At 65.0% G+C, this 18696-nt stretch carries 20 protein-coding genes; 4 read left to right on the top strand and 16 right to left on the bottom strand.

Features of this window, described 5'->3' with window-relative positions; all coding sequences use genetic code 11:
• Positions 1 to 3 precede the first annotated feature (3 nt).
• Positions 4 to 1194, top strand: coding sequence for an ATP-dependent 6-phosphofructokinase (locus tag WEA80_05195; protein MEX1185966.1), 1191 nt, complete (start codon positions 4 to 6; stop codon positions 1192 to 1194).
• Here the strand turns inward: WEA80_05195 and WEA80_05190 are convergent, their stop codons facing one another.
• From WEA80_05190 to WEA80_05135, 12 genes are all read right to left on the bottom strand, one after another.
• Positions 1195 to 1935 (bottom strand): protein-L-isoaspartate(D-aspartate) O-methyltransferase, encoded by a 741-nt coding sequence (locus WEA80_05190; protein ID MEX1185965.1) that lies wholly within the window; start codon positions 1933 to 1935, stop codon positions 1195 to 1197. It lies immediately after the preceding gene.
• A gap of 30 nt (positions 1936 to 1965) precedes the next feature.
• Positions 1966 to 2709, bottom strand: coding sequence for an MOSC domain-containing protein (locus WEA80_05185; GenBank protein ID MEX1185964.1), 744 nt, complete (start codon positions 2707 to 2709; stop codon positions 1966 to 1968).
• A 43-nt stretch (positions 2710 to 2752) separates the two neighbouring features.
• The gene (locus WEA80_05180; GenBank protein MEX1185963.1) at positions 2753 to 3073 is read right to left on the bottom strand and encodes a hypothetical protein; all 321 of its coding nucleotides are present in this window, start codon (positions 3071 to 3073) and stop codon (positions 2753 to 2755) included.
• A gap of 97 nt (positions 3074 to 3170) precedes the next feature.
• Complete coding sequence (locus WEA80_05175) at positions 3171 to 5420, bottom strand: DUF2238 domain-containing protein (GenBank protein MEX1185962.1); 2250 nt, start codon at positions 5418 to 5420, stop codon at positions 3171 to 3173.
• Positions 5402 to 5878, bottom strand: a complete 477-nt coding sequence (locus tag WEA80_05170) for a hypothetical protein (GenBank protein ID MEX1185961.1) — start codon at positions 5876 to 5878, stop codon at positions 5402 to 5404. The genes WEA80_05175 and WEA80_05170 overlap by 19 nt, the downstream gene beginning before the upstream one ends.
• 94 nt (positions 5879 to 5972) lie before the next feature.
• Complete coding sequence (gene katG / locus WEA80_05165; GenBank protein MEX1185960.1) at positions 5973 to 8147, bottom strand: catalase/peroxidase HPI; 2175 nt, start codon at positions 8145 to 8147, stop codon at positions 5973 to 5975.
• A 118-nt stretch (positions 8148 to 8265) separates the two neighbouring features.
• Positions 8266 to 9030 (bottom strand): SDR family NAD(P)-dependent oxidoreductase, encoded by a 765-nt coding sequence (locus WEA80_05160; protein MEX1185959.1) that lies wholly within the window; start codon positions 9028 to 9030, stop codon positions 8266 to 8268.
• 311 nt (positions 9031 to 9341) lie between these two features.
• Positions 9342 to 9623: a tyrosine-type recombinase/integrase gene (locus WEA80_05155; GenBank protein ID MEX1185958.1), complete on the bottom strand. Its 282-nt coding sequence runs from the start codon at positions 9621 to 9623 to the stop codon at positions 9342 to 9344.
• Between the two features lie 213 nt (positions 9624 to 9836).
• Positions 9837 to 10784, bottom strand: coding sequence for an aldehyde dehydrogenase family protein (locus tag WEA80_05150; GenBank protein MEX1185957.1), 948 nt, complete (start codon positions 10782 to 10784; stop codon positions 9837 to 9839).
• A complete protein-coding gene (locus WEA80_05145; protein ID MEX1185956.1) occupies positions 10784 to 12301 on the bottom strand; it encodes an aldehyde dehydrogenase family protein in 1518 nt (505 codons plus the stop codon). The genes WEA80_05150 and WEA80_05145 overlap by 1 nt, the downstream gene beginning before the upstream one ends.
• Positions 12301 to 13242, bottom strand: a complete 942-nt coding sequence (gene deoC, locus WEA80_05140; protein ID MEX1185955.1) for a deoxyribose-phosphate aldolase — start codon at positions 13240 to 13242, stop codon at positions 12301 to 12303. Before deoC ends, WEA80_05145 begins: the two co-directional genes overlap by 1 nt.
• 74 nt (positions 13243 to 13316) lie before the next feature.
• Positions 13317 to 13895 carry a hypothetical protein gene (locus WEA80_05135; GenBank protein MEX1185954.1) on the bottom strand — a complete coding sequence of 193 codons (579 nt, stop codon included), beginning with the start codon at positions 13893 to 13895 and terminating at the stop codon, positions 13317 to 13319.
• A gap of 114 nt (positions 13896 to 14009) precedes the next feature.
• On the opposite strand from WEA80_05135, the gene WEA80_05130 reads away from it, so the two are divergent.
• Positions 14010 to 14624 (top strand): TetR/AcrR family transcriptional regulator, encoded by a 615-nt coding sequence (locus WEA80_05130; GenBank protein ID MEX1185953.1) that lies wholly within the window; start codon positions 14010 to 14012, stop codon positions 14622 to 14624.
• Positions 14625 to 14636: 12 nt separating this feature from the next.
• On the opposite strand, the gene WEA80_05125 is transcribed toward WEA80_05130, so the two are convergent.
• Positions 14637 to 14924, bottom strand: a complete 288-nt coding sequence (locus WEA80_05125; GenBank protein MEX1185952.1) for a 4a-hydroxytetrahydrobiopterin dehydratase — start codon at positions 14922 to 14924, stop codon at positions 14637 to 14639.
• A gap of 48 nt (positions 14925 to 14972) precedes the next feature.
• Entirely contained in the window at positions 14973 to 15563 is a 591-nt protein-coding gene (locus WEA80_05120) for a Uma2 family endonuclease (GenBank protein ID MEX1185951.1), read from the bottom strand.
• Between the two features lie 158 nt (positions 15564 to 15721).
• Between WEA80_05120 and WEA80_05115 the strand changes: the two genes are divergently transcribed.
• Positions 15722 to 16831 carry a radical SAM protein gene (locus tag WEA80_05115; GenBank protein MEX1185950.1) on the top strand — a complete coding sequence of 370 codons (1110 nt, stop codon included), beginning with the start codon at positions 15722 to 15724 and terminating at the stop codon, positions 16829 to 16831.
• A 28-nt stretch (positions 16832 to 16859) separates the two neighbouring features.
• Here WEA80_05115 and WEA80_05110 read toward each other — a convergent pair whose 3' ends face one another.
• Complete coding sequence (locus WEA80_05110) at positions 16860 to 17051, bottom strand: hypothetical protein (GenBank protein ID MEX1185949.1); 192 nt, start codon at positions 17049 to 17051, stop codon at positions 16860 to 16862.
• Positions 17052 to 17071: 20 nt separating this feature from the next.
• Positions 17072 to 17641: a sigma-70 family RNA polymerase sigma factor gene (locus WEA80_05105; protein ID MEX1185948.1), complete on the bottom strand. Its 570-nt coding sequence runs from the start codon at positions 17639 to 17641 to the stop codon at positions 17072 to 17074.
• Positions 17642 to 18257: 616 nt separating this feature from the next.
• On the opposite strand from WEA80_05105, the gene WEA80_05100 reads away from it, so the two are divergent.
• The coding region (locus tag WEA80_05100; protein MEX1185947.1) for a hypothetical protein at positions 18258 to 18696 on the top strand (439 nt) is incomplete at its 3' end.

Raw genomic sequence — 18696 nt, 5'->3', positions numbered from 1 at the left:
TCCATGGCGACCGACGTACGAACCATCGCGATTCTAACCGGCGGCGGCGACGTCCCCGGACTCAACCCGGCGATCCGAGCGATCACGATCCGCGCGCTGCGCGAAGGACACCGCGTCATCGGCGTCCGGCGCGGCTGGGCGGGACTCGTCGATTACAGTCGGGAGGCCGGCGCCGACAACTCCGCCAACGTGCGGGAGCTGTCGGAAGCCATCGTGAATCGCGCCGGCCGGACCGGCGGTACCTTCCTCCACACGTCGCGCATGCGGCCGAGCCATCTCCCGCGCGAGCGCATCCCGCCGCACCTCACCGGCTACGACCAGCCGATCAACGACATTACGAAGGACGTGCTCCGGAACCTCGAGCACATCGGCGTGGACGTGCTCATTCCGATCGGAGGGGACGACACGCTCAGCTACGCGAAGCGGCTGCACGATGAGGGCGTGCACATCGTCGCCATCCCGAAAACGATGGACAACGACGTGTTCGGCACCGACTACTGCATCGGCTTCAGCACCTGCGTCACGCGCACGATCGAGCTCACCCACCGGCTGCGCACGTCGGCGGGATCGCACGAGCGCTTTCTCGTCATCGAGGTGTTCGGCAGGTACGCCGGGTTCACGTCGCTCCTGCCGACGATGGCCGGCGCGGCCGACCGCTGCGTCATCCCGGAGCACCCGGTGGACGTCGAGCACCTCACCGAGCTGCTGACGCTGGATCACAACAGGAACCCGAGCAGGTACTCAGTGGTGCTGGTGTCGGAGGGCGCGCGGCTGACCTCGCAGGAAGGCATGAGCTTCGAGAGCGAGGAGACCGACATGTTCGGTCACCGCAAGCTCGGCGGCATCGGCGACAAGGTCGCGTCCGCGCTGAAGGAGTACTCGCCCAGGTACAACAACGGCCGCCGGATCGACGTCGTCAGCCAGCGGCTCGGCTACCTCGTGCGCTCGGGCGATCCGGACGCGCTCGACTCCATCGTGCCGATGGCGTTCGGCAATCTCGCGCTCGACCTCATTCTGAAGAAGCAGTTCGGCCGGCTGGTGAGTGTGCACCGCGGCTTCTACGACAGCGTGTCGATCTCGAGCGTGACGTCGGAGAAGAAAGTCGTCGACGTGAAGAAGTACTACCACACCGAGCGCCTGCGGCCCATCTACGAGTTCGACGGCGCGCCGCTGCTCATCATGACGAGTGACTGATTACCGCGTTTGGTGCGGGCGCACGAGCGGCACGAACCGCACGGGCAGCGTCTTCTCCTCGATGACTCCATTCGCCGTCTTCGTGATGATCCGCATCTCCTGCTCCCCGGTGCCGACCGGAATCACCATTCGTGCACCGATGGCGAGCTGCTGCACGAGCGCGGGCGGTACATGATCCGGCGCGGCGGTGACGAGGATCGCGTCGAACGGCGCGTGGTCCGGCCACCCGACGTATCCGTCGCCGGTACGCAGGTGCACGTTACGATAGCCGAGCTCTTCGAGCACGGCGCGAGCGCGCGTGGCCAGCTCAGGCAGTATCTCGATGGTATAAACATCGCGCGCCAGCTCAGCGAGAACTGCTGCCTGGTAGCCTGAGCCCGTCCCGATCTCGAGCACGCGATCTCCGGACGATATCGCTGCTGCCTCGGTCATGTAGGCCACGATGTACGGTTGCGAAATCGTCTGCTCCAGCCCGATCGGCAGCGGCTGGTCCGCGTACGCGAGGTCGCGATACTGCTCAGCGACGAATCGGTGGCGCGGGACGCGTGCCATCGCGGCAAGCACGGTCGGATTACGAATTCCCCGGGCGCGCAGCTGATGTTCAACCATCAGGCTGCGCTCCTCCGCGCGCGCATCCATCGCGGCGGTGCGAGTCGGAAGGGATTCCTGCGCTGGGTTCCCCTGACATCCCGACGCAACCACGCCGAGGAACAGGAAGGCTGTCTTCGCGCGTCCGTTCATCCGCGAATCCTCAGGCGGACCGCGCACCGCTCAATCACCGCGCCGCCCGTCCGGCACGAAGCTCACCGGCTCGCCGACGCGGATCGTGCCCGGTTGCAGCACCGTGCCGTACACGCCCGCGTTGTTCCCGTTCAGCCGGACGACTGTCTTCAGCACCCGCGCATCCTGCGTAGCGGTGTCCGGATCCAGGTTGATCATCATGCATCGCATGTCGCGCACCGTCACCCTCACGGCCGGCTGTGGATCGCTGTTACCGAACAGCAACGTTCCGCCCACCCACGCGTCCTCGAGAAACGGTTCGCGATCCCGGGTCTCCAGCACGATGTTGGCGCGGAAACGCCTGCGGTCCAGGTCCAAACCCGCCTCGTCACCGATTCCGGCAATGGTCGCCGTGCTGATCACCGATATCGAGGCATCGTCGAACATTCCGTGTCTGTTCTGCATCAGCTCTACGCCGCTCCCGAAACGCTCGGCGATTTCGCTTTGCAGCTCATCACTCCGAAGTTCCAGCTCCCGCCCCGCGGGAGTGCGCACGTGGGTTGGCAGCGGCTGGCCGGTGGTCTCGTCGAGTCCGAACGGCTGGTACAGCAAAAGCTCGGCGACCTTGCTGGCGTTCAGCCACGGAAAGCCGGTGTCGTTTCCGATGCGGCGGAAGGCGAAGCGCCGATCGCCCGCGAGCCCGTGCCAGCCGAGGAATGCCGACTCCATCGCCGTGCCGGCCATGGACTTGACCGGATACCGCACGAGTTCGCGGACGTGCCCGAGCTCATTCATCGTTGCCGCCGCACTTTGCGCTCATGCGTCGGCTCGGCGGCGATCAGCGGGGAGTAACCGCGTGCTCCCCCTCTAGCTTCGCGATGAAGCGCTGTGACTCGCCGATGCGCTCGACCTCGACAGCGATGGCGTCCACCGACTGCTGCAGCTGCTCCAGGCGCTCGGCGTCCTCGAGCAAGGTCGGCGGCTGCGCTCCCGTTCGCGTGACTATCCGCCACGACGCGTAGACCCCCACGATGAGCAAGACGACATGCACGGCGGCATGTTCGCCTTGAGCCAGAGCGCCGGCGTACCCCGCGCCCGCGGCGTTCACCAGGTTGAAGAGCGAAAGAGCTGCCAGCCAGAGTTTGGAGCGTCGAGTCATGCTGCCGCCGGGTCGGTGGATACACCCTTACGCGCCGCCTTTGGTCGAAGTTTCCGAAGCACAGGTGCCCGTTCGCCTCTTCGCCACCACTTACAGCTCAGCGACAGCGCGTGAGGCGTACGAAGCGGGGATAGTACGTGTCGGCGTCCGTGAAGAGATCGGGGAAGTGAAACGAGCTGTTGACATACGTCAACACGAGATCCGCACCGGTCAGCTCCGGGTGGCCTTTGCCCGCATAGATCGCGACATTCGGCCGGTAGTATTCCGGCGGGCGGTACACCATGCGCGGTGCGGTCCAAGGCCCGGTGAGGGCGGACGCTGCGCGCAACATGACATCTGACGGACCGAAGGTAAGAGATTGCACGCCGATGAAGCGCTGCGTCGCAGGGTCCAGATGCACCGAGAGCTCTGACCGCCCGTTCTCGAAGATCGGATAGCGCTGCACGCTCGATGAGTCCGGAACCCATCCGACCCGTTCCCCCGCCCACCATTCCGGATTGAGCAGATTCCCCCGCCTAACCTCATCAGCGCGCCAGCGCGCGGCGTATATCGGGTGCGATTTCACCGGGTTCTGTGACCCCAACGCATACACGTGCTCGCCGAGTTGTATCACGTCGGCATACCCCAGGAGAACGCCCAATGGGTTTGCGGGTGTCTCGAGTGATCGCACTCGCCAGGCGGACGGCTCGTCGTCGGGATTTTCTATCATCACCGCATGCCACCCGACGTGCTCGAAGCCGAGCCCGCCGGCGGCCTCCGTTGCGCCGCGTACTGTGCGCGCGAAGAACAACACCAGTCGTTCCCGCACGCGAATGCCGTTACCGAACCACAACGATTCCCCGCCGCTGTCCGGAAACAGCGGCGCCGGTTTTCCGTCGGACGCCCTGCCCCAGTAAAACTTGATCGCCGCGGTGCTCGGGTCAGTGCCCGTTTGAATCGCTACGCTGTTGCTTACCATCCGTGCGCCGCGGCGCTTGGCGGTGCCTGACGGATCGATCCAACTGTCGCCGAACAGCCATAGAATGCGGCCGCCACCAAGATCGACGGTCGATGCGACGTCCGCGCCCACCCAATGCGGATCCACACGAAAGAGCTTGTCGGCTGCGCGCCACGCTGACGCCTCGAAACACGGCACGTCTACGCGGCTTGGGGCCGGCTTCGAGTCGGGTGAGCCCACGCGTCGCCATGCGGCGGGCTCTGACAGACTGCCTGGCCGACTCAGATATGGTGCGAGCACCGCGCGAAGCCGCTCCGTGGTGCCCTGGAGAATTGGTCGATCTTCCATGCGCGCGTGCTCCAGCTGAACGTCGCCCGACTGGAGGCGCACGAGCAGCGAGTCGGGCTCCAGCAGCGAAATGCGGACCTCGTTCGACGCGACATCCAGAGCCACCAAGGCATGCCCGGGTATGGTGAACCCCGAGTAGAGATCTTGTGCGCTGCTGCCCGGTGCAGCCGGCCACACGTCGAGTATCACCCTGCTGCCAAGTCGGCCGAGCCGTCCCTCCAGCTTGGTCGCCTTTCCGTCGGTCGTATACTCGATCCCGTATGTGTTGCCGGCACCGCGTGAGACCACCGCTCGGTCAGAGCCGCCAACCTCCTCCCAGATGCCGAGCAGACCGGGCTCGAACGTCGCGTCCGATTCCGCGACGACCGGGTTGACGGAGAGCACGCATCCGCTCGCGAAGAACGCGGCGGCAATGAGCATCAAAGCATGCGCGGAGCGATGATGCGCCGCGCGAAGCACGAGATAGAGCAGGATCGCCGCGACCGCGCCCAGCGTGTCCATCAGCATGTCCTTCTGAGCGTCCCAGATGTCACCCTGACTGCCCAGAAAGTCCGCTCCCGCTTCGGCGTTGCCGCCATACGCGGCGTACACCCACTCGATCAGCTCGTACGACATCGCGACGAAGCTGATCGCGAAGATGGCGAAAAGACTTGCCATCGCCACGCTCAGCCGCTTCCTGACGATCAGGTATTCGGCAATGCCGAACGCGTAGAAGCCCACGCTGAAGTGGCCGATCCGGTCGTACATGTTCCGCTCGAACCCGAAGGCGCGGTTGAACCAATCGAACGGTACCCGCTCGAACGTGTAGTGCCCTCCGATAGTATGCACGTACGGGAGGATCGACATCAGAATGTAGGCAAGGGGGGAGAGCCTCACGCCGCGCAGGTACAGAACGACGAGCGCCAGCACGACCAGGACGATGGGGATGTTCTCCGCCCACCATACCGCACGGTCATACGGACCGATCGCTCCCCAGATGAAGAGCAATACGTAAACGGTGAGCAGGATGTGCGGGATGCGATCGCCGAATCTCCGCACCGCGTTTACTCGCTTTCCGTGCACGTTGTGCGGCGGGCAATCACCGCGGCGCGCGGGAGATCATTCCCGAACTCATTCGCGTCACTTCCAACGACGGCCTCGCCTGCCAGGTCACCATTGGGGCGACGCGCGACGCGCACCAACGTTGATTGGAAACCGTTCGACCATGTCAGCACGACGCTGTCGGCGGTTGCCGTCCACCGCGGGGTTCCCGGGAAGCGGTTGCCAGATGGGTACGCGATATCGGGGCGCAGAACCCATCCGCCGCGCGCCGCGCCAACGGTATCCAGCCGCACGCTCGAGGGGAGCTTGTGATAGGCGGCGTTAACACCCAGCGGTCGTGACCAACTGCCGAGGGACAGCTCGTAACATCCGGCCAGCGAGGCGGGCGCTTCCGCCGCTGTCGCCTGCGCATGACCCGAGCGCGACGCCACGGCCAACGCAAGCCCTCCGGTCAGTACAAACGACACCAGACGATTCATATGGTCTGTTCGGAGCTAATGTTCCGGTTCAGCGGCGGCGCGGAGCGCCGTCCGCTGACACCGGTTGGGTAGCTGTCTCACCGTCATGTTTGGATCAGGCAAGGTCGAAGCGGTCGAGGTTCATCACCTTGGTCCACGCCGTCACGAAGTCCTGCACGAACTTCTCCTTCGCGTCGGCGCTGCCGTAGACCTCGGCAAGGACCCGCAGCTGCGAGTTGGAGCCGAAGACGAGGTCGACGCGCGTACCGGTCCACCTAACCTTGCCCGTCTTGCGGTCGCGCCCTTCGAACACTTCCCTCGCCTCCGAGGTCGGCTTCCACTCGATGCTCATGTCGAGCAGATTGACGAAGAAGTCGTTGGAGAGCGTCTCTTGCTTCGAGGTCAATACCCCGTGCTTTGCGCCGCCTACGTTGGTGCCCAGCATGCGCATGCCGCCGACGAGGACCGTCATTTCGGGTGCCGTGAGCGTCAAAAGCTGCGCTCTGTCGAGCAGCAGTCGCTCGGCAGATACCACGAACTCGCCTTTCATGTAGTTGCGGAAACCGTCGGCGATCGGCTCGAGCACCGCGAAGGACTCGGCGTCCGTCTGGTCCTGCCTCGCATCCATGCGTCCGGGGTTGAACGGCACCTTCACGGTAACGCCGGCCTTCTTCGCGGCCTGCTCGACGCCCGCGCTGCCCGCAAGCACGATCAGGTCGGCGAGCGACACCTTCTTGCCCCCCTTGGCCTTCTTGTTGAAGTCGGCCTGGATGCCCTCGAGTGCCTTCAGCATCTTCGCCAGCTGTGCCGGCCGGTTCACGGCCCAGTCCTTCTGCGGGGCGAGCCGGATGCGCGCACCATTGGCGCCGCCGCGCTTGTCGGAGCCGCGAAAGGTGGACGCCGACGCCCAGGCCGCCGACACGAGTTGCGACACCGACAGCTTTGAGGCGAGGATCTTCTTCTTGAGGTCGGTAATCTCCTTCTCGCCGATCAGCTTGTGGTTGACGGCGGGGATCGGGTCTTGCCAGATCAACTCTTCCTTCGGCACTTCCGGTCCCAAGTAGCGAACGCGTGGGCCCATGTCGCGGTGCGTCAGCTTGAACCAGGCGCGCGCGAAGGCGTCGGCGAAGGCCTGCGGGTCCTCATGGAACCGGCGTGAGATCTTGCCGAACTCCGGATCGAAGCGCAGCGTCAGGTCGGTGGTCAGCATGGTGGGCTTGTTCAACTTGCCTGGGACGTGCGCGTCGGGAATGATCGCCGGCGCGTTCTTGGCCACCCATTGCTTGGCGCCGGCCGGCGACTTGACCAGCGCCCATTCGTACTTGAACAGGATCTCGAAGAAGTTGTTACTCCACAGCGCCGGAGTCTTGGTCCAGGTTACTTCCAGGCCGCTCGAAATCGTGTCGGCGCCGCGGCCCGTGCCGTAGTCGCTCATCCAGCCCAGGCCCTGCGCCTCCAGCGGCGCGGCTTCCGGATCCGGGCCCTTGTGCGATTCCGGGACGGCACCATGGCACTTACCGAAGCTGTGGCCGCCGGCGATGAGGGCGACGGTCTCTTCGTCGTTCATCGCCATGCGGCTGAAAGTGGCGCGGATGTCCTTGGCGGCGGCCATGTAGTCGCCGCTCGCGTTCGGGCCTTCCGGGTTCACGTAGATCAAGCCCATGTGGGTGGCGCCGAACGGCCCCAGATCCCGATCGCCGCTGAAGCGCTTGTCGACGCCCAGCCACGCGATCTCCTCACCCCAGTTCACGTCCTCGTCCGGCTCCCACACGTCCGCGCGGCCGCCGCCGAAGCCGAAGGTCCTGAAGCCCATGGACTCCAGCGCGACGTTACCGGCGAGGATGATTAGGTCGGCCCACGAAATCTTCCTGCCGTACTTCTGCTTGATCGGCCAGAGCAGGCGCCGTGCCTTGTCGAGATTGACGTTGTCGGGCCAGCTGTCGAGGGGCGCGAATCGCTGCTGGCCCCGGCCGCCGCCGCCGCGGCCGTCGGCAATGCGGTAAGTTCCGGCGGCGTGCCAGGACATGCGGATGAAGAACGGGCCGTAGTGGCTAAAGTCCGCCGGCCACCAGTCCCGCGAGTCGGTCATCAGCTTGACCAGATCCTTCTTCAGCGCCTTGTAGTCGAGGCTCTTGAACTCCTTCGCGTAGTCGAAGCCGTTGCCCATCGGGTCGGATTTCGCGGAATGCTGGTGCAGCAACTCCAGTCGAAGCTGGCTCGGCCACCAGTCGCGGTTGGTCCTGCCGACGCCGGCGATGTGGATGAACGGGCACTTGCCTTCCTCACTCATCTTAATTGCTCCATTCAGGCATAGGCAGGATTGTACAGCTAACGGCATGCCGATAAGCTGCGGGCGCCGAAGGCGACCGTCGGCTTCATCGGCTTGTTGGGCGGCCCCAGCTTCGCGCTCATACATCCTCAATCGTCAGGGCTTTCGGTCGTCGCCCGTCGACGTCAACAACCCCGTACCTCTCCACACAGTCCGCCGCGACGATGACTGATCCCGATAGTGCGAGGATATTCGGGTCGGTCGTCAAGGCTGCGACAGCGCGGCCGATGAACTGGGGCGACTCCGAGTTGCTGAGATCAAGGTACGCTGCCGCCTCCATCACCTTCTCGGTCCGAACAAGCCCCGGATATAGAGATACGACCGCAACTCCATGCTCTCTGAGTTCGTGGGCCATGTCCTGCGTCATCTTGTCGGTGGCGGCCTTGGACACCCCGTAGGGGACGTTCGCGATGTGCTTCTGAGCCGACCAGAAGGAGATGTTCACGATCAAGCCGCTCCGCTGCTCGACCATCCGCCGTGCAGCCAGTCGGCTCGCAACAAAATGGGCGCGGACTCCTGCAGAGAACATTGAGTCCCAGCGGAACAACGGCTGTTGCCAGAACGGTCGGCTCCAAGTGAACTCGCCATCCTCGACCATCCGTTCATAGCCGCCCCAGACGTTGTTGACCAGGAGATCTATACGGCCTCGATCTGAGTGGATCCGGTCGAAAGCCCGCTCCACCTGATCATCATCCGTGTGATCGCATGGGATCGGAATGCAGCTCGCGCCGAACTCAGTCTCAGCAACCGTCCGGCCGGTCACGTAGACCGTGGCGCCGGCTCCGCCAAGCGCTTCGGCAATACCCTTGCCGACACCTCGGCTGCCACCCGTGACCAGGGCCACCCGTCCTCGATGCGTCGCTGCGGCAGTCATGAAACGTCCAGTGTTGGTCCGCCCAACTATTCAATTATACGGTCAGGATAGACTGCGACTCCGCACGAATTCCCGCAACCGCACGCCGGGTTTCACCGCCGATCAAACTTCTTCCACCGATGGAAGACCATACGTCGCAGCGGTTTAGAATTCCGCACGCCGCCCGACCATGCGAATTAGGCTGCAAGTAGGCGGCTGCGTTGCTCCGCGTCACCATCTCCGGAGAATAGAGGGCGTCGAGGTCCTCGATAATTCGCTCGCGCGCATCCGCTTTTGCAGGATTAGAGGCGGTCGGCCGGGCTGCGAACGCCGAGGCCGCCTCGGTTCAAGACATGCGTGTACACCATCGTCGTGCGCACGTCGCTATGGCCCAGCAGCTCCTGGATTGTGCGGATATCCGAGCCGGATTCCAACAGGTGCGTCGCGAACGAGTGGCGAAGCGTGTGACAGGTCGCTCGCTTTGCGATCCCGCTCGCGCGAACGGCCACAGTGAACGCACGCTGAATGACCGTCTCATGCAAATGGTGCCTGCGACGGACGTTCGTGGTGCGCTCGCGATACAACCGGGTAGCGGGGAATACGTACTGCCACGCTCACTCGCGATCGGCGTTCGGAAGCTTACGGCCTAGTGCGCCAGGAAGTGGAGCGCCGCGCGCGCCGCCGGCAAGGTCGCGATGAAACTGCGCCTTCACGCGGCCGAGGTGCATGCGCAGGGCCGGCACTGCGGCTCTTGGCAACGGCACGCGACGGCCCCGCGACGGCGTGCCGGCCGGGGTCTACGCCCCGATCGGATGCCAGGTCGTCTTGAACTCGATGAAATTCCTGATCTCGTACACGCTCTGCGCGGACTCCGAGAACCAGTCGATCACCTGCTCCGCCGAGCGCGCGCGCAGCCGCTTCACGCTGTCGGCGGCGCCGAGCGCGAGCTCCTTCTTCTCGGCGGCGCCCACGACCGCGTCCAGCCCGCGGATGTGCGTGTGCGTCGCGAACGTCGGCACCAGCTCCTTGCGCTGGCCGGTGAGGATGTTGACGACGCCGCCGGGCAGATCCGACGTAGCGAGCATCTCGCCCAGCACGATAGCCGGATACGGATGCTGCTCCGACGCGAGCACGACGACCGCGTTCCCGCTCACGATCACGGGCGCGACCTGCGAGATCAGCGCGAGCAGCGGCGAGCCGTCGTCCACGATCACGCCGACGATCCCGACGGGCTCGACGACGGTGAAGTTGAAGAACGGCCCCGACACGGGATTCGTGTTGCCGAGCACCTGCTCGAATTTGTCGGCCCAGCCGGCGTAGTAGATCAGCCGGTCCACCGCGGCGGCGACTTCCCGGCGCGCGACGGCGGGCGAGACGCCGCTCGGCCCCGATATCGCCGCGGCCATCTCGTCGGAGCGCGACTCCAGCATCTCGGCCAGGCGGTACACGATCTGCGCGCGGTTGTACGGCGTGCGCTTCGCCCACGACGCGCCGGCCTTCGCGGCGGCTTCGACCGCGTTGCGGAGATCCTTGCGCGTGCAGAGCGGGATGTTGGCGAAGAACGAGTCGTCGGCACCCTTGAGCGGATAGGTGCGGCCGGACTCGGATCTGATGAACTCGCCGCCGACGTAAACCTTGGGCGTCTTGGCTACTGGAACACGCGGACCGGCGCTGCGTGCTGCGTGCTGCAGCCTGCGCCCTGGAGAGGACGAGCCATTTCCGGACTTCCGATTGTCGCCCGGCATCAGATTACCCTCACGTAGTCGAGCAGTCCTTGGCGGCCGCCTTCACGGCCAAATCCGCTCTCCTTGTAACCGCCGAACGGAGACGATGGATCGAACTTGTTGAACGTGTTCGCCCACACGACGCCGGCCTTCAGCTCGGTGCTCATCTTCAGAATGCGCGAGCCCTTGTCGGTCCACACGCCGGCCGACAGGCCGTACGCGGTGTTGTTCGCCTTCTCGACTGCTTCCTCGAGCGTTCTGAAAGTCAGCACGCTCAGCACCGGACCGAAGATCTCCTCGGTCGCGATGCGGTGGCTCTGCGTCACGCCCGTGAAGATCGTCGGGCGATAAAAGAAGCCCGCGCCCGGCAGCCGGCACGACGGCTGGAACAGCTTCGCGCCCTGCTCCACTCCCGACTGCACCAACTCCTCGATCTTCTCCAGTTGCGCGCGGGAGTTGATCGCGCCGATGTCGGTGTTCTTGTCCAGCGGATCGCCCACGCGCAGCACCGAGATGCGGCGCTTCAGCTTCTCGACGACCTCGTCCGCGACCGACTCCTGCACCAGCAGCCGGCTGCCCGCGCAGCACACGTGCCCCTGGTTGAAGAAGATTCCGTTGACGATCCCTTCCACCGCCTGATCCAGCGGCGCGTCGTCGAACACGATGTTCGCGGCTTTTCCGCCCAGCTCCATCGTCATCTTCTTGTCGCTGCCGGCGAGCGAGCGCATGATCAGCTTGCCGACCTCGGTCGAGCCGGTGAACGCCACCTTCGCCGCGATCGGATGGGACATCACCGCCGCGCCCGTCTCCCCCGCGCCCGTCACGAAGTTCACCACGCCCGGCGGGAGATCGGCTTCCTGCAGCAGCTCGGCGAACTTCATCGCCGTCACCGACGTGGTCTCCGCCGGCTTGAGCACCACGCAGTTTCCGGTGGAGATTGCCGGCGCGATCTTCCACGCCAGCATCAGCAGCGGGAAGTTCCACGGAATCACCTGGCCGACGACGCCGAGCGGCTCGGTCGGACGGCCGGGGATCGCGTACTGGATCTTGTCGGCCCAGCCGGCGTGGTAGAAGAAGTGCGCGGCAGTCATCGGCACGTCGAAGTCGCGCGATTCCTTGATCGGCTTGCCGCCGTCCATCGTCTCGGCCACCGCGAACTCGCGCGCGCGATCCTGAATGAGACGAGCGATGCGATACACGTACTTGCCGCGCTCCTTCCCCGGCATCTTCCGCCAGGTCGAGTCGAACGCGCTCTGCGCCGCCTTGTACGCGCGATCCACGTCGTGCGTGCCGGCCACGGCGATGCGCGCGAGCTTCTTCTCCGTCGCGGGGTTGATCGAGTCGAAGTACTTCCCGCTCTCCGGCGCGACGAACTCGCCGCCGATGAACAGCTCGTACTGCGGCTTGATCTTCGGGTCCGCGCTCTCCGGCGCGGGATCGAACTCCCACAGGTCGCCGAAGATGAGCTCGGGGACGCGCGCGGCGACCACCGCCTGCGTCTTCTTGCGCGCTTTCGGCGCGGTCCTGGTCAGACTCATCAGTAGCTCCCGCTCGCTTCGGAGAAGTAGTACGGCGCCTGGTACGCGCCGGTCTTCTGTTTCTCGATCTGCCGCAGAAGGTCGTTCAGCAGCGCGCTCGCGCCGAACCGGTAGCGCGTGTTGTTGAGCCACGCGTCTCCCAAGGTCTCCTTGACCGCCACGAGGTAATGCAGCGCCTGCTTGGCCGTGCGGATCCCGCCCGCGGGCTTCATTCCGATCGGCGTGCCGGTCGCGAGGTAGAAATCACGGATCGCCTCGAGCATCACCTGCGTGTTCGCGAGCGTCGCGCTGCCGGACGCCTTGCCCGTGCTCGTCTTGATGAAGTCGTCGGCGCGCAGCACGCGCATCGCCAGCATGGACGCCGCGCGGATGTTGTCGTACGTCTCCAGCTCGCTCACTTCCAGAATCACCTTGAGTGTGGATTCGCCGCACGCTTCCACGACCGCCGCGATCTCGTCCTGCACCGCGTCGAGTTCGCCGGAGAGGAAGAGTCCGCGGTTGATCACCATGTCCACTTCGTCGGCGCCGTCGGCCACGGCCTGCCGCACTTCCTGCAAGCGCAGCTTGAGCGAGCTCTGTCCCGACGGAAACGACGTCGCGACCGACGCGACCTTGATCGAAGTGTCCGCGAGCGCCTTGCGCGCGTGCTTCACCAGGAAGGGATAGATGCACACCGCCGCGACCGACGGCACTTCCGGATCGGAGCTCGGCGCACGCGCCTTCTGGCAGAGCGACGCAATCTTGCCGGGGGTGTCCTTTCCTTCGAGGGTGGTGAGATCGACCATCGACACCGCGGTCTTGAGCCCCCACAGCTTCGACCCTTTCTTGATGCTCCGCGTGGTGAACTTGGCGGCGCGCTCGTCGATGCCGACTTGGTCGACGGGGCCCACTTCGTCGATCAGGTGGCGGAGCGCGGCACGGCGCGAAGCGACGGTCCTCATGCTTGAAATATAGGCCCGGCGGACGAGCTGGCAGCCAGCAGCTGGCAGCCTGCAGCTGGCTGGCTGCTGAGGTTTCAGCTGTCCGCTAGGCGCCAGAGTTGGGCGGCCGCCCAGATCATCCACGCCCCTATGCCGAGAACAACCAAGCCGAAGCCGTGAATTCCGAGAGACAGGTGCCCACTCGTGACCCCGAGAATCAACGCTGTGCTGAGAAGCAAGCCGTACACGGCGAGCGCACGTGTCAGCTCTCGGCCCACCAGGATGGCCGCCGACCAAAGAAGGATCGCGATGCCACCGAACACTGCGTAGAGGGTCGCGAACGCCTGGTTCAACAGCCGTGTGTAACGCAGATCGCTCATCATCACCGCCCGCGTCGCCGCATCAGCCTCGTGCATCCCCCGCAGTACGCCCGGAGCCAAAAAGCCGCTCGCGACGGCCGACATGACGGCCGCAACGCTGGCGAGTGTGAAGAAGACGTACGCACTGACAGCCAAGTCGCGGCGCGCGCGCAGTCGAAGCGTCAATGCAAGCGCCCCCGCCAGTATCAGCGGCTGAGCCACGAGTGCCAGCCAGTGAACGCTGGTCGAGAGGACGTTGGTCATCCCACTCGACGCATCCCGGATTACGTCGCCGCCGGTGGGATGCAGCGTCATTGTCAGCAGCCCTGCAAGAGATCCGACGGCGATCGCTAGTGCGGCGGCGCGGTTCGTATTCATCGGGAGTGAGTGAGCGCTTGTTACCTGCGGAACAGAGGTCAACTTTACGCCGTGCCCACCAGCCCGCCAGCAAAGTCGAACAACGCCGCCCCGGATGTTCGGAATCCGGATGAAATCGATGCCCGCATCACGAGAACCACTCGCGCGCTCGGCGGCGCCCTGATCGCTTTGATACAGGAGCGCGACTTCAGCGAAATCACGGTGCAGCATATCCTCGACCGCGCAGGAGTCGGTCGAGCCACGTTCTACGCGCATTACCGGAACAAGGAAGATGCCCTGCACTCGAGTTACGAGCATTTTTTCGATGCGCTGGACTCGATGCTCGCGCGGCCGTCATCCATTGGACCACGCCTTTTTCCGGTCACCGAGTTTCTCGAGCACATCGCGGCGGAACGGCGCCTCGTGGATGCTCTCAGTCGCGCTGGCCGGCTGGAGGACGTCTCGGCGATGTTCTCCGGCTATGCCACACGCATGATCGAACGCCGGATCGCCAACTGGTCCGGTGCGATATTGCCTCTCCCAAGCATGCTAGCCGCCCGCATGCTCGCGGGAGCCCTCCTCGAGACAATCAGGTGGTGGCAGGATCGTCAGTCGGTGGCAACGCCGGCGCAGATGGACGCCGCATTTCATGCGCTCGCTCGCGGCGCCCTCAGCAACCGCCGTTAAGGGCGTTGCGCCTCACGCTTCCACGGCAAACTCGATCTCCGCCGCCAGGTCCAGATCGTTCTGCGTTATCCCGCCCGCGTCGTGCGTGCTCAGCGTGCACGTGACCTTCGTGTACCGGATATCGATGTCCGGGTGGTGGTCGGCGGTCTCCGCGGCCTCGGCCACGCGGCCGACGAATGAGATCGCGGCCGGGAAGGTTTTGAACTGGTAGGTCTTGGTGATCGCGTCGCCCTTCCGCGACCAGCCGGAAAGGCCGGCGAGCCCGCGATGGATCGCTATGTCGGACAGGAGTTCTCGCATGTCAGCCTCAGGAGTTGTCCTAAGATACAGACGACTGCCGACCCGCGACTAGCCGTGCGGAGGCTGGCGCTCCCGCCAGGCGCTGGCGAACAGCGAAGGCAGATCGAGCGTGAACGGCCGCGTCGCGCCCTCGGGAGTCCATTCGAGCGTCGCGGCGAGAATGTCCGGCCGGTCGTGCCCCCGCCGCCATCGCTCGATGACGCGCGCGTCGACGTCCACGATCCAGTATTCCGGAATGCGACGGTGGTACAGCGCGCGCTTCGTGACGCGGTCGTACCGCGCGGAGGACGGTGACACCACTTCAATCGCGACGAGCAGATCGTGTGCAGGGAAACCGTCCCGCGTGATCCGATCCGCCTCGGTGTTTCCCAAAATGAAAATGTCTGGCTGCGTGACCTGTTCCGCCTCGACCTCGATGTCGGAAGGCGACGTCAGCACGTCAGCCACCGGTTGCTCGCGGAGATACAGCGCAAGCTCAAATAGGAGGCGCGTGACGGCCCACTGATGGGGCGGTGCTGGCGACGGCGTCACCAACAGCTCCCCATCCACCACCTCGTAGCGCGGAGTGGCCAGCGGCGCGGCGGCGATGAGCTCCCGCACCTCGCGCGCGGTCCACCTCTGCTTCTCTCGAGCGGGCATCCCCATACACTGGCGACCTCGGCGCCGAGCAGGCAAGTAGTCACGCCGAATGGTGGCGGCCGGTCGGCACATTCCCGTCATGAGAATCCTGCGGCTATCAGCGAATGCTCACGGCAATTTCACTTGTATCTTCGGTCTTTTTTCGGTATCCTGAAGTCGTGCCAAAGACCAAGCGGAAACCGACCCCCGTCCAGGACGGGCTCTTCGGCGCGGACTACGAGCGAAAGTCCCGTCTCCTCCCGCTATTAGACGAACAAAAGGACATCAGCTACTACGCCGCGCCCGCAAAAAACGTCCTGAACGGCCCCGAGACGACCGGCATGGACTTCTGGTCGCTCAACCCCTACACCGGCTGCGCCTTCGGCTGCACCTACTGCTACGCGCGCTACGCCCACCGGTACGTGATGGAGCGGGCGTCCGACGCGCGGCGCATGGAAGATCCGCTCGCCGCGAAGTACGAGCAGATGCCGCCCTGGCTCGCGTTCGAGCGCAACATCTTCGTCAAGACCAACGCGCCGCAGCTGCTCGCGCGCGCGCTCCGCCACGGCAGCGACAAGCACCAGCAGCTCGTGAACGGAATGGCGCTGCTGATCGGGAGCGCGACGGATCCGTATCAGCCCGCGGAGCGGAGGTTCAGGGTGACGCGCGGGGTGCTCGAGGTGCTGGCGATGCACCCGGGTCTCAAGATCGCGATCATCACCAAGAGCCCGCTGATCACGCGCGACATCGACCTGCTCACGCGCATCTCGCGGCACTCCGAGCTGTCGGTGCACATCTCGCTCATCACGCTCGACCGCGAGCTAGCGCGCAAGCTCGAGCCGCGCTCGCCCACACCCGACTCGCGCGTGCGTGCGCTGTCGCGGCTGCGCGCCGCCGGAATCGAGACCGGGATCAACTGCATGCCCGTGCTGCCGGGGATCACCGACAAGCCCGCGGATCTCGACGCGCTGGTGAAGCGCGTCGCCGAAGCTGGCGCGACCTACGTCGCCGCGTGCGCGCTCCGGCTGCGCAGCTCGGCGAAGCAGCGCTACCTGCCGTTCATTGAGACCGAGTTTCCGCACCTCGCGCCCAGCTACCGCGCGACGTACGGCCGCGGGCACCAGGCGGGCGAGCGCTACCGCGAGGGGCTGGCGAAGTTTTTCGAAAGGACCTGCGCGAAGTACGGCGTGCGCGGGTCGTCGCGGATGGACGACGAGGACGAGGACGATTCCGAGCTGCCTCGTTTTGGCGGGAAAGACTTGCTACAGTTGGAGTTGCTCGACCGCTAACGGACTCGCTCGGCTCGAGGCCCCCGAGCTACTTGTCGAGCACCCTCTTGTACCATGGTTTTGCCGGCTCGGGCGCCTCCGGCAGCGCGTCCATGATCCGCTGCTTCATGTACACCGGCGTCGTCCGCCGCCGCAGTATCTCGGCTTCGTCGTTGATCTTGTCCCACACGGCGGCCTTGTCCTGCTCCGCAGGCGTCTTCTCGTTTTTTTTGTCGTCCATTGATCCGGTCCCCTCGCCTGTCATGCGTATTTGCCTTCGAGCAGCGCCTGCAGCGCCTCGCGCGCCCGATGCACCCGCATCTTCAGCGCGCCGACGGTCGTCTCCAGCAGCAGCGCCATCTCCTCGTACGATTTGCCTTCCACGTGCTTCATCACGAACGCTTCCCGCAGCGACGGCGCCAGCGTGGCGAGCGCGCCCTCGAGATCCCCGCGCAGCTCGCTGCGATCCATCTCCTCATCGGGTGTCGTAAGGGAAGACGGTTGGTCGTCCTCATCGTAACTGAGATGCGAGCGGCGAATGTTCTTGAGCCAGTCCTTGCACGCGTTCGCGACGATGCGGAACAACCACGCGTCGAACCGGCCGCGCACTTCGCCCAGGTGCTGGAACGCCTTGATGAATGACGTCTGCAGAATGTCTTCGGCGACGTCCGGGCTGCCCGTCATGCCGAGCGCGTGCCGGTAGAGCGGATCGCTGTAGCGCGCGATGAGGATGGCGAAGGAATCCTTCGACCCAGCGAGCACGCGGGCGATTATCGCCGCGTCGGGATCCTCGTACTGGGGCTGCTGCGCGGCGAGTGCTGTCTGGTCCACAGCGCTTAGTGTAACGCTGGGTTGGAATAGCTGAAAGACTCGAAGCGGGCTGCGAAGGGGCGGGTCTCACCTTGATAGACGACAGGCGGCATGCGAGGGCAACGCGACCGGCCGTACCACGCGAGCCCAAAAGCGAACGAAAGCTGTGAGCAGCGAGCAGACAGCCTTGAGCAGTCAGCTGGGAGGATGCGGACGTTCCGAGAGACTCATGGTCATTCCTGCGTTGGATCCTACATTCCGCCAAACCAGCACAAACTCCGGAAAAGAGCGGTTACTGACCTTATACTGTCCCTTTAATGACCTAATAATGCGTTGGTAGATAGCCAATTCCACCGGTTTTTCCCTACATCCACCATGAATGTGCAGTCACTTGCGTAGCTCCCGTAGCGACATAAACTTACGCCCGCCTAGCCACACCCGGTTTGCAGTTACTAGTCACTAGTCACCAGTCAACTAGTCACCGCCCTGCCAACCCACCTCCCCTTCCATAGAAGAAATGGCTGAAAAAGCCTCCGGACCCACAACTCCAACAGCCCCCGCAACTCCGGCCATACCCGGAACTCCGGGCGCGCCTCCGGTCCCGCCCCGCCGCAGTCCCGGGCACCGCGGCCAGGACGTGCGCGACACCGTCGCCGAGATGACCGCGAAGGCGCAGGAGATCAGCCTCGAGGCAGGCAGCAAGATGGCCGCAGCCATGAAGGACGTGATCGGCGCCGCCGCCGGACTCACCGGCTTCGTCGCCGAGAGCGCGCGCGACCTCGTGCAGTACATGGTCCGCCGCGGCCAGATGACGCAGGAAGAGGCCGACAAGCTCATCCGCGACGTCGAGGAGCATCACGGCAAGCGGAAAGCAGCCGGCGCGGCGCGCCTTTCGGCATCCGCGAGATCCGCCGCGCACAAGCCGGCCGGCAAGTCGAAGCCCGCGGCCAGGAAGCCCGCCGCCAGGAAGCCCGCCGCCAGGAAGCCCGCGTCCAGGAAGCCCGCAGCCAGGAAGCCGGCCGCCAGGAAGCCGGCCGCCAGGAAGCCGGCCGCCAGGAAGCCGGCCGCCAGGAAGC

Source organism: Gemmatimonadaceae bacterium, from assembly GCA_040882285.1.
Classification (GTDB): domain Bacteria; phylum Gemmatimonadota; class Gemmatimonadetes; order Gemmatimonadales; family Gemmatimonadaceae; genus JACDCY01.
This window is presented reverse-complemented; position numbering and strand designations above follow the sequence as displayed.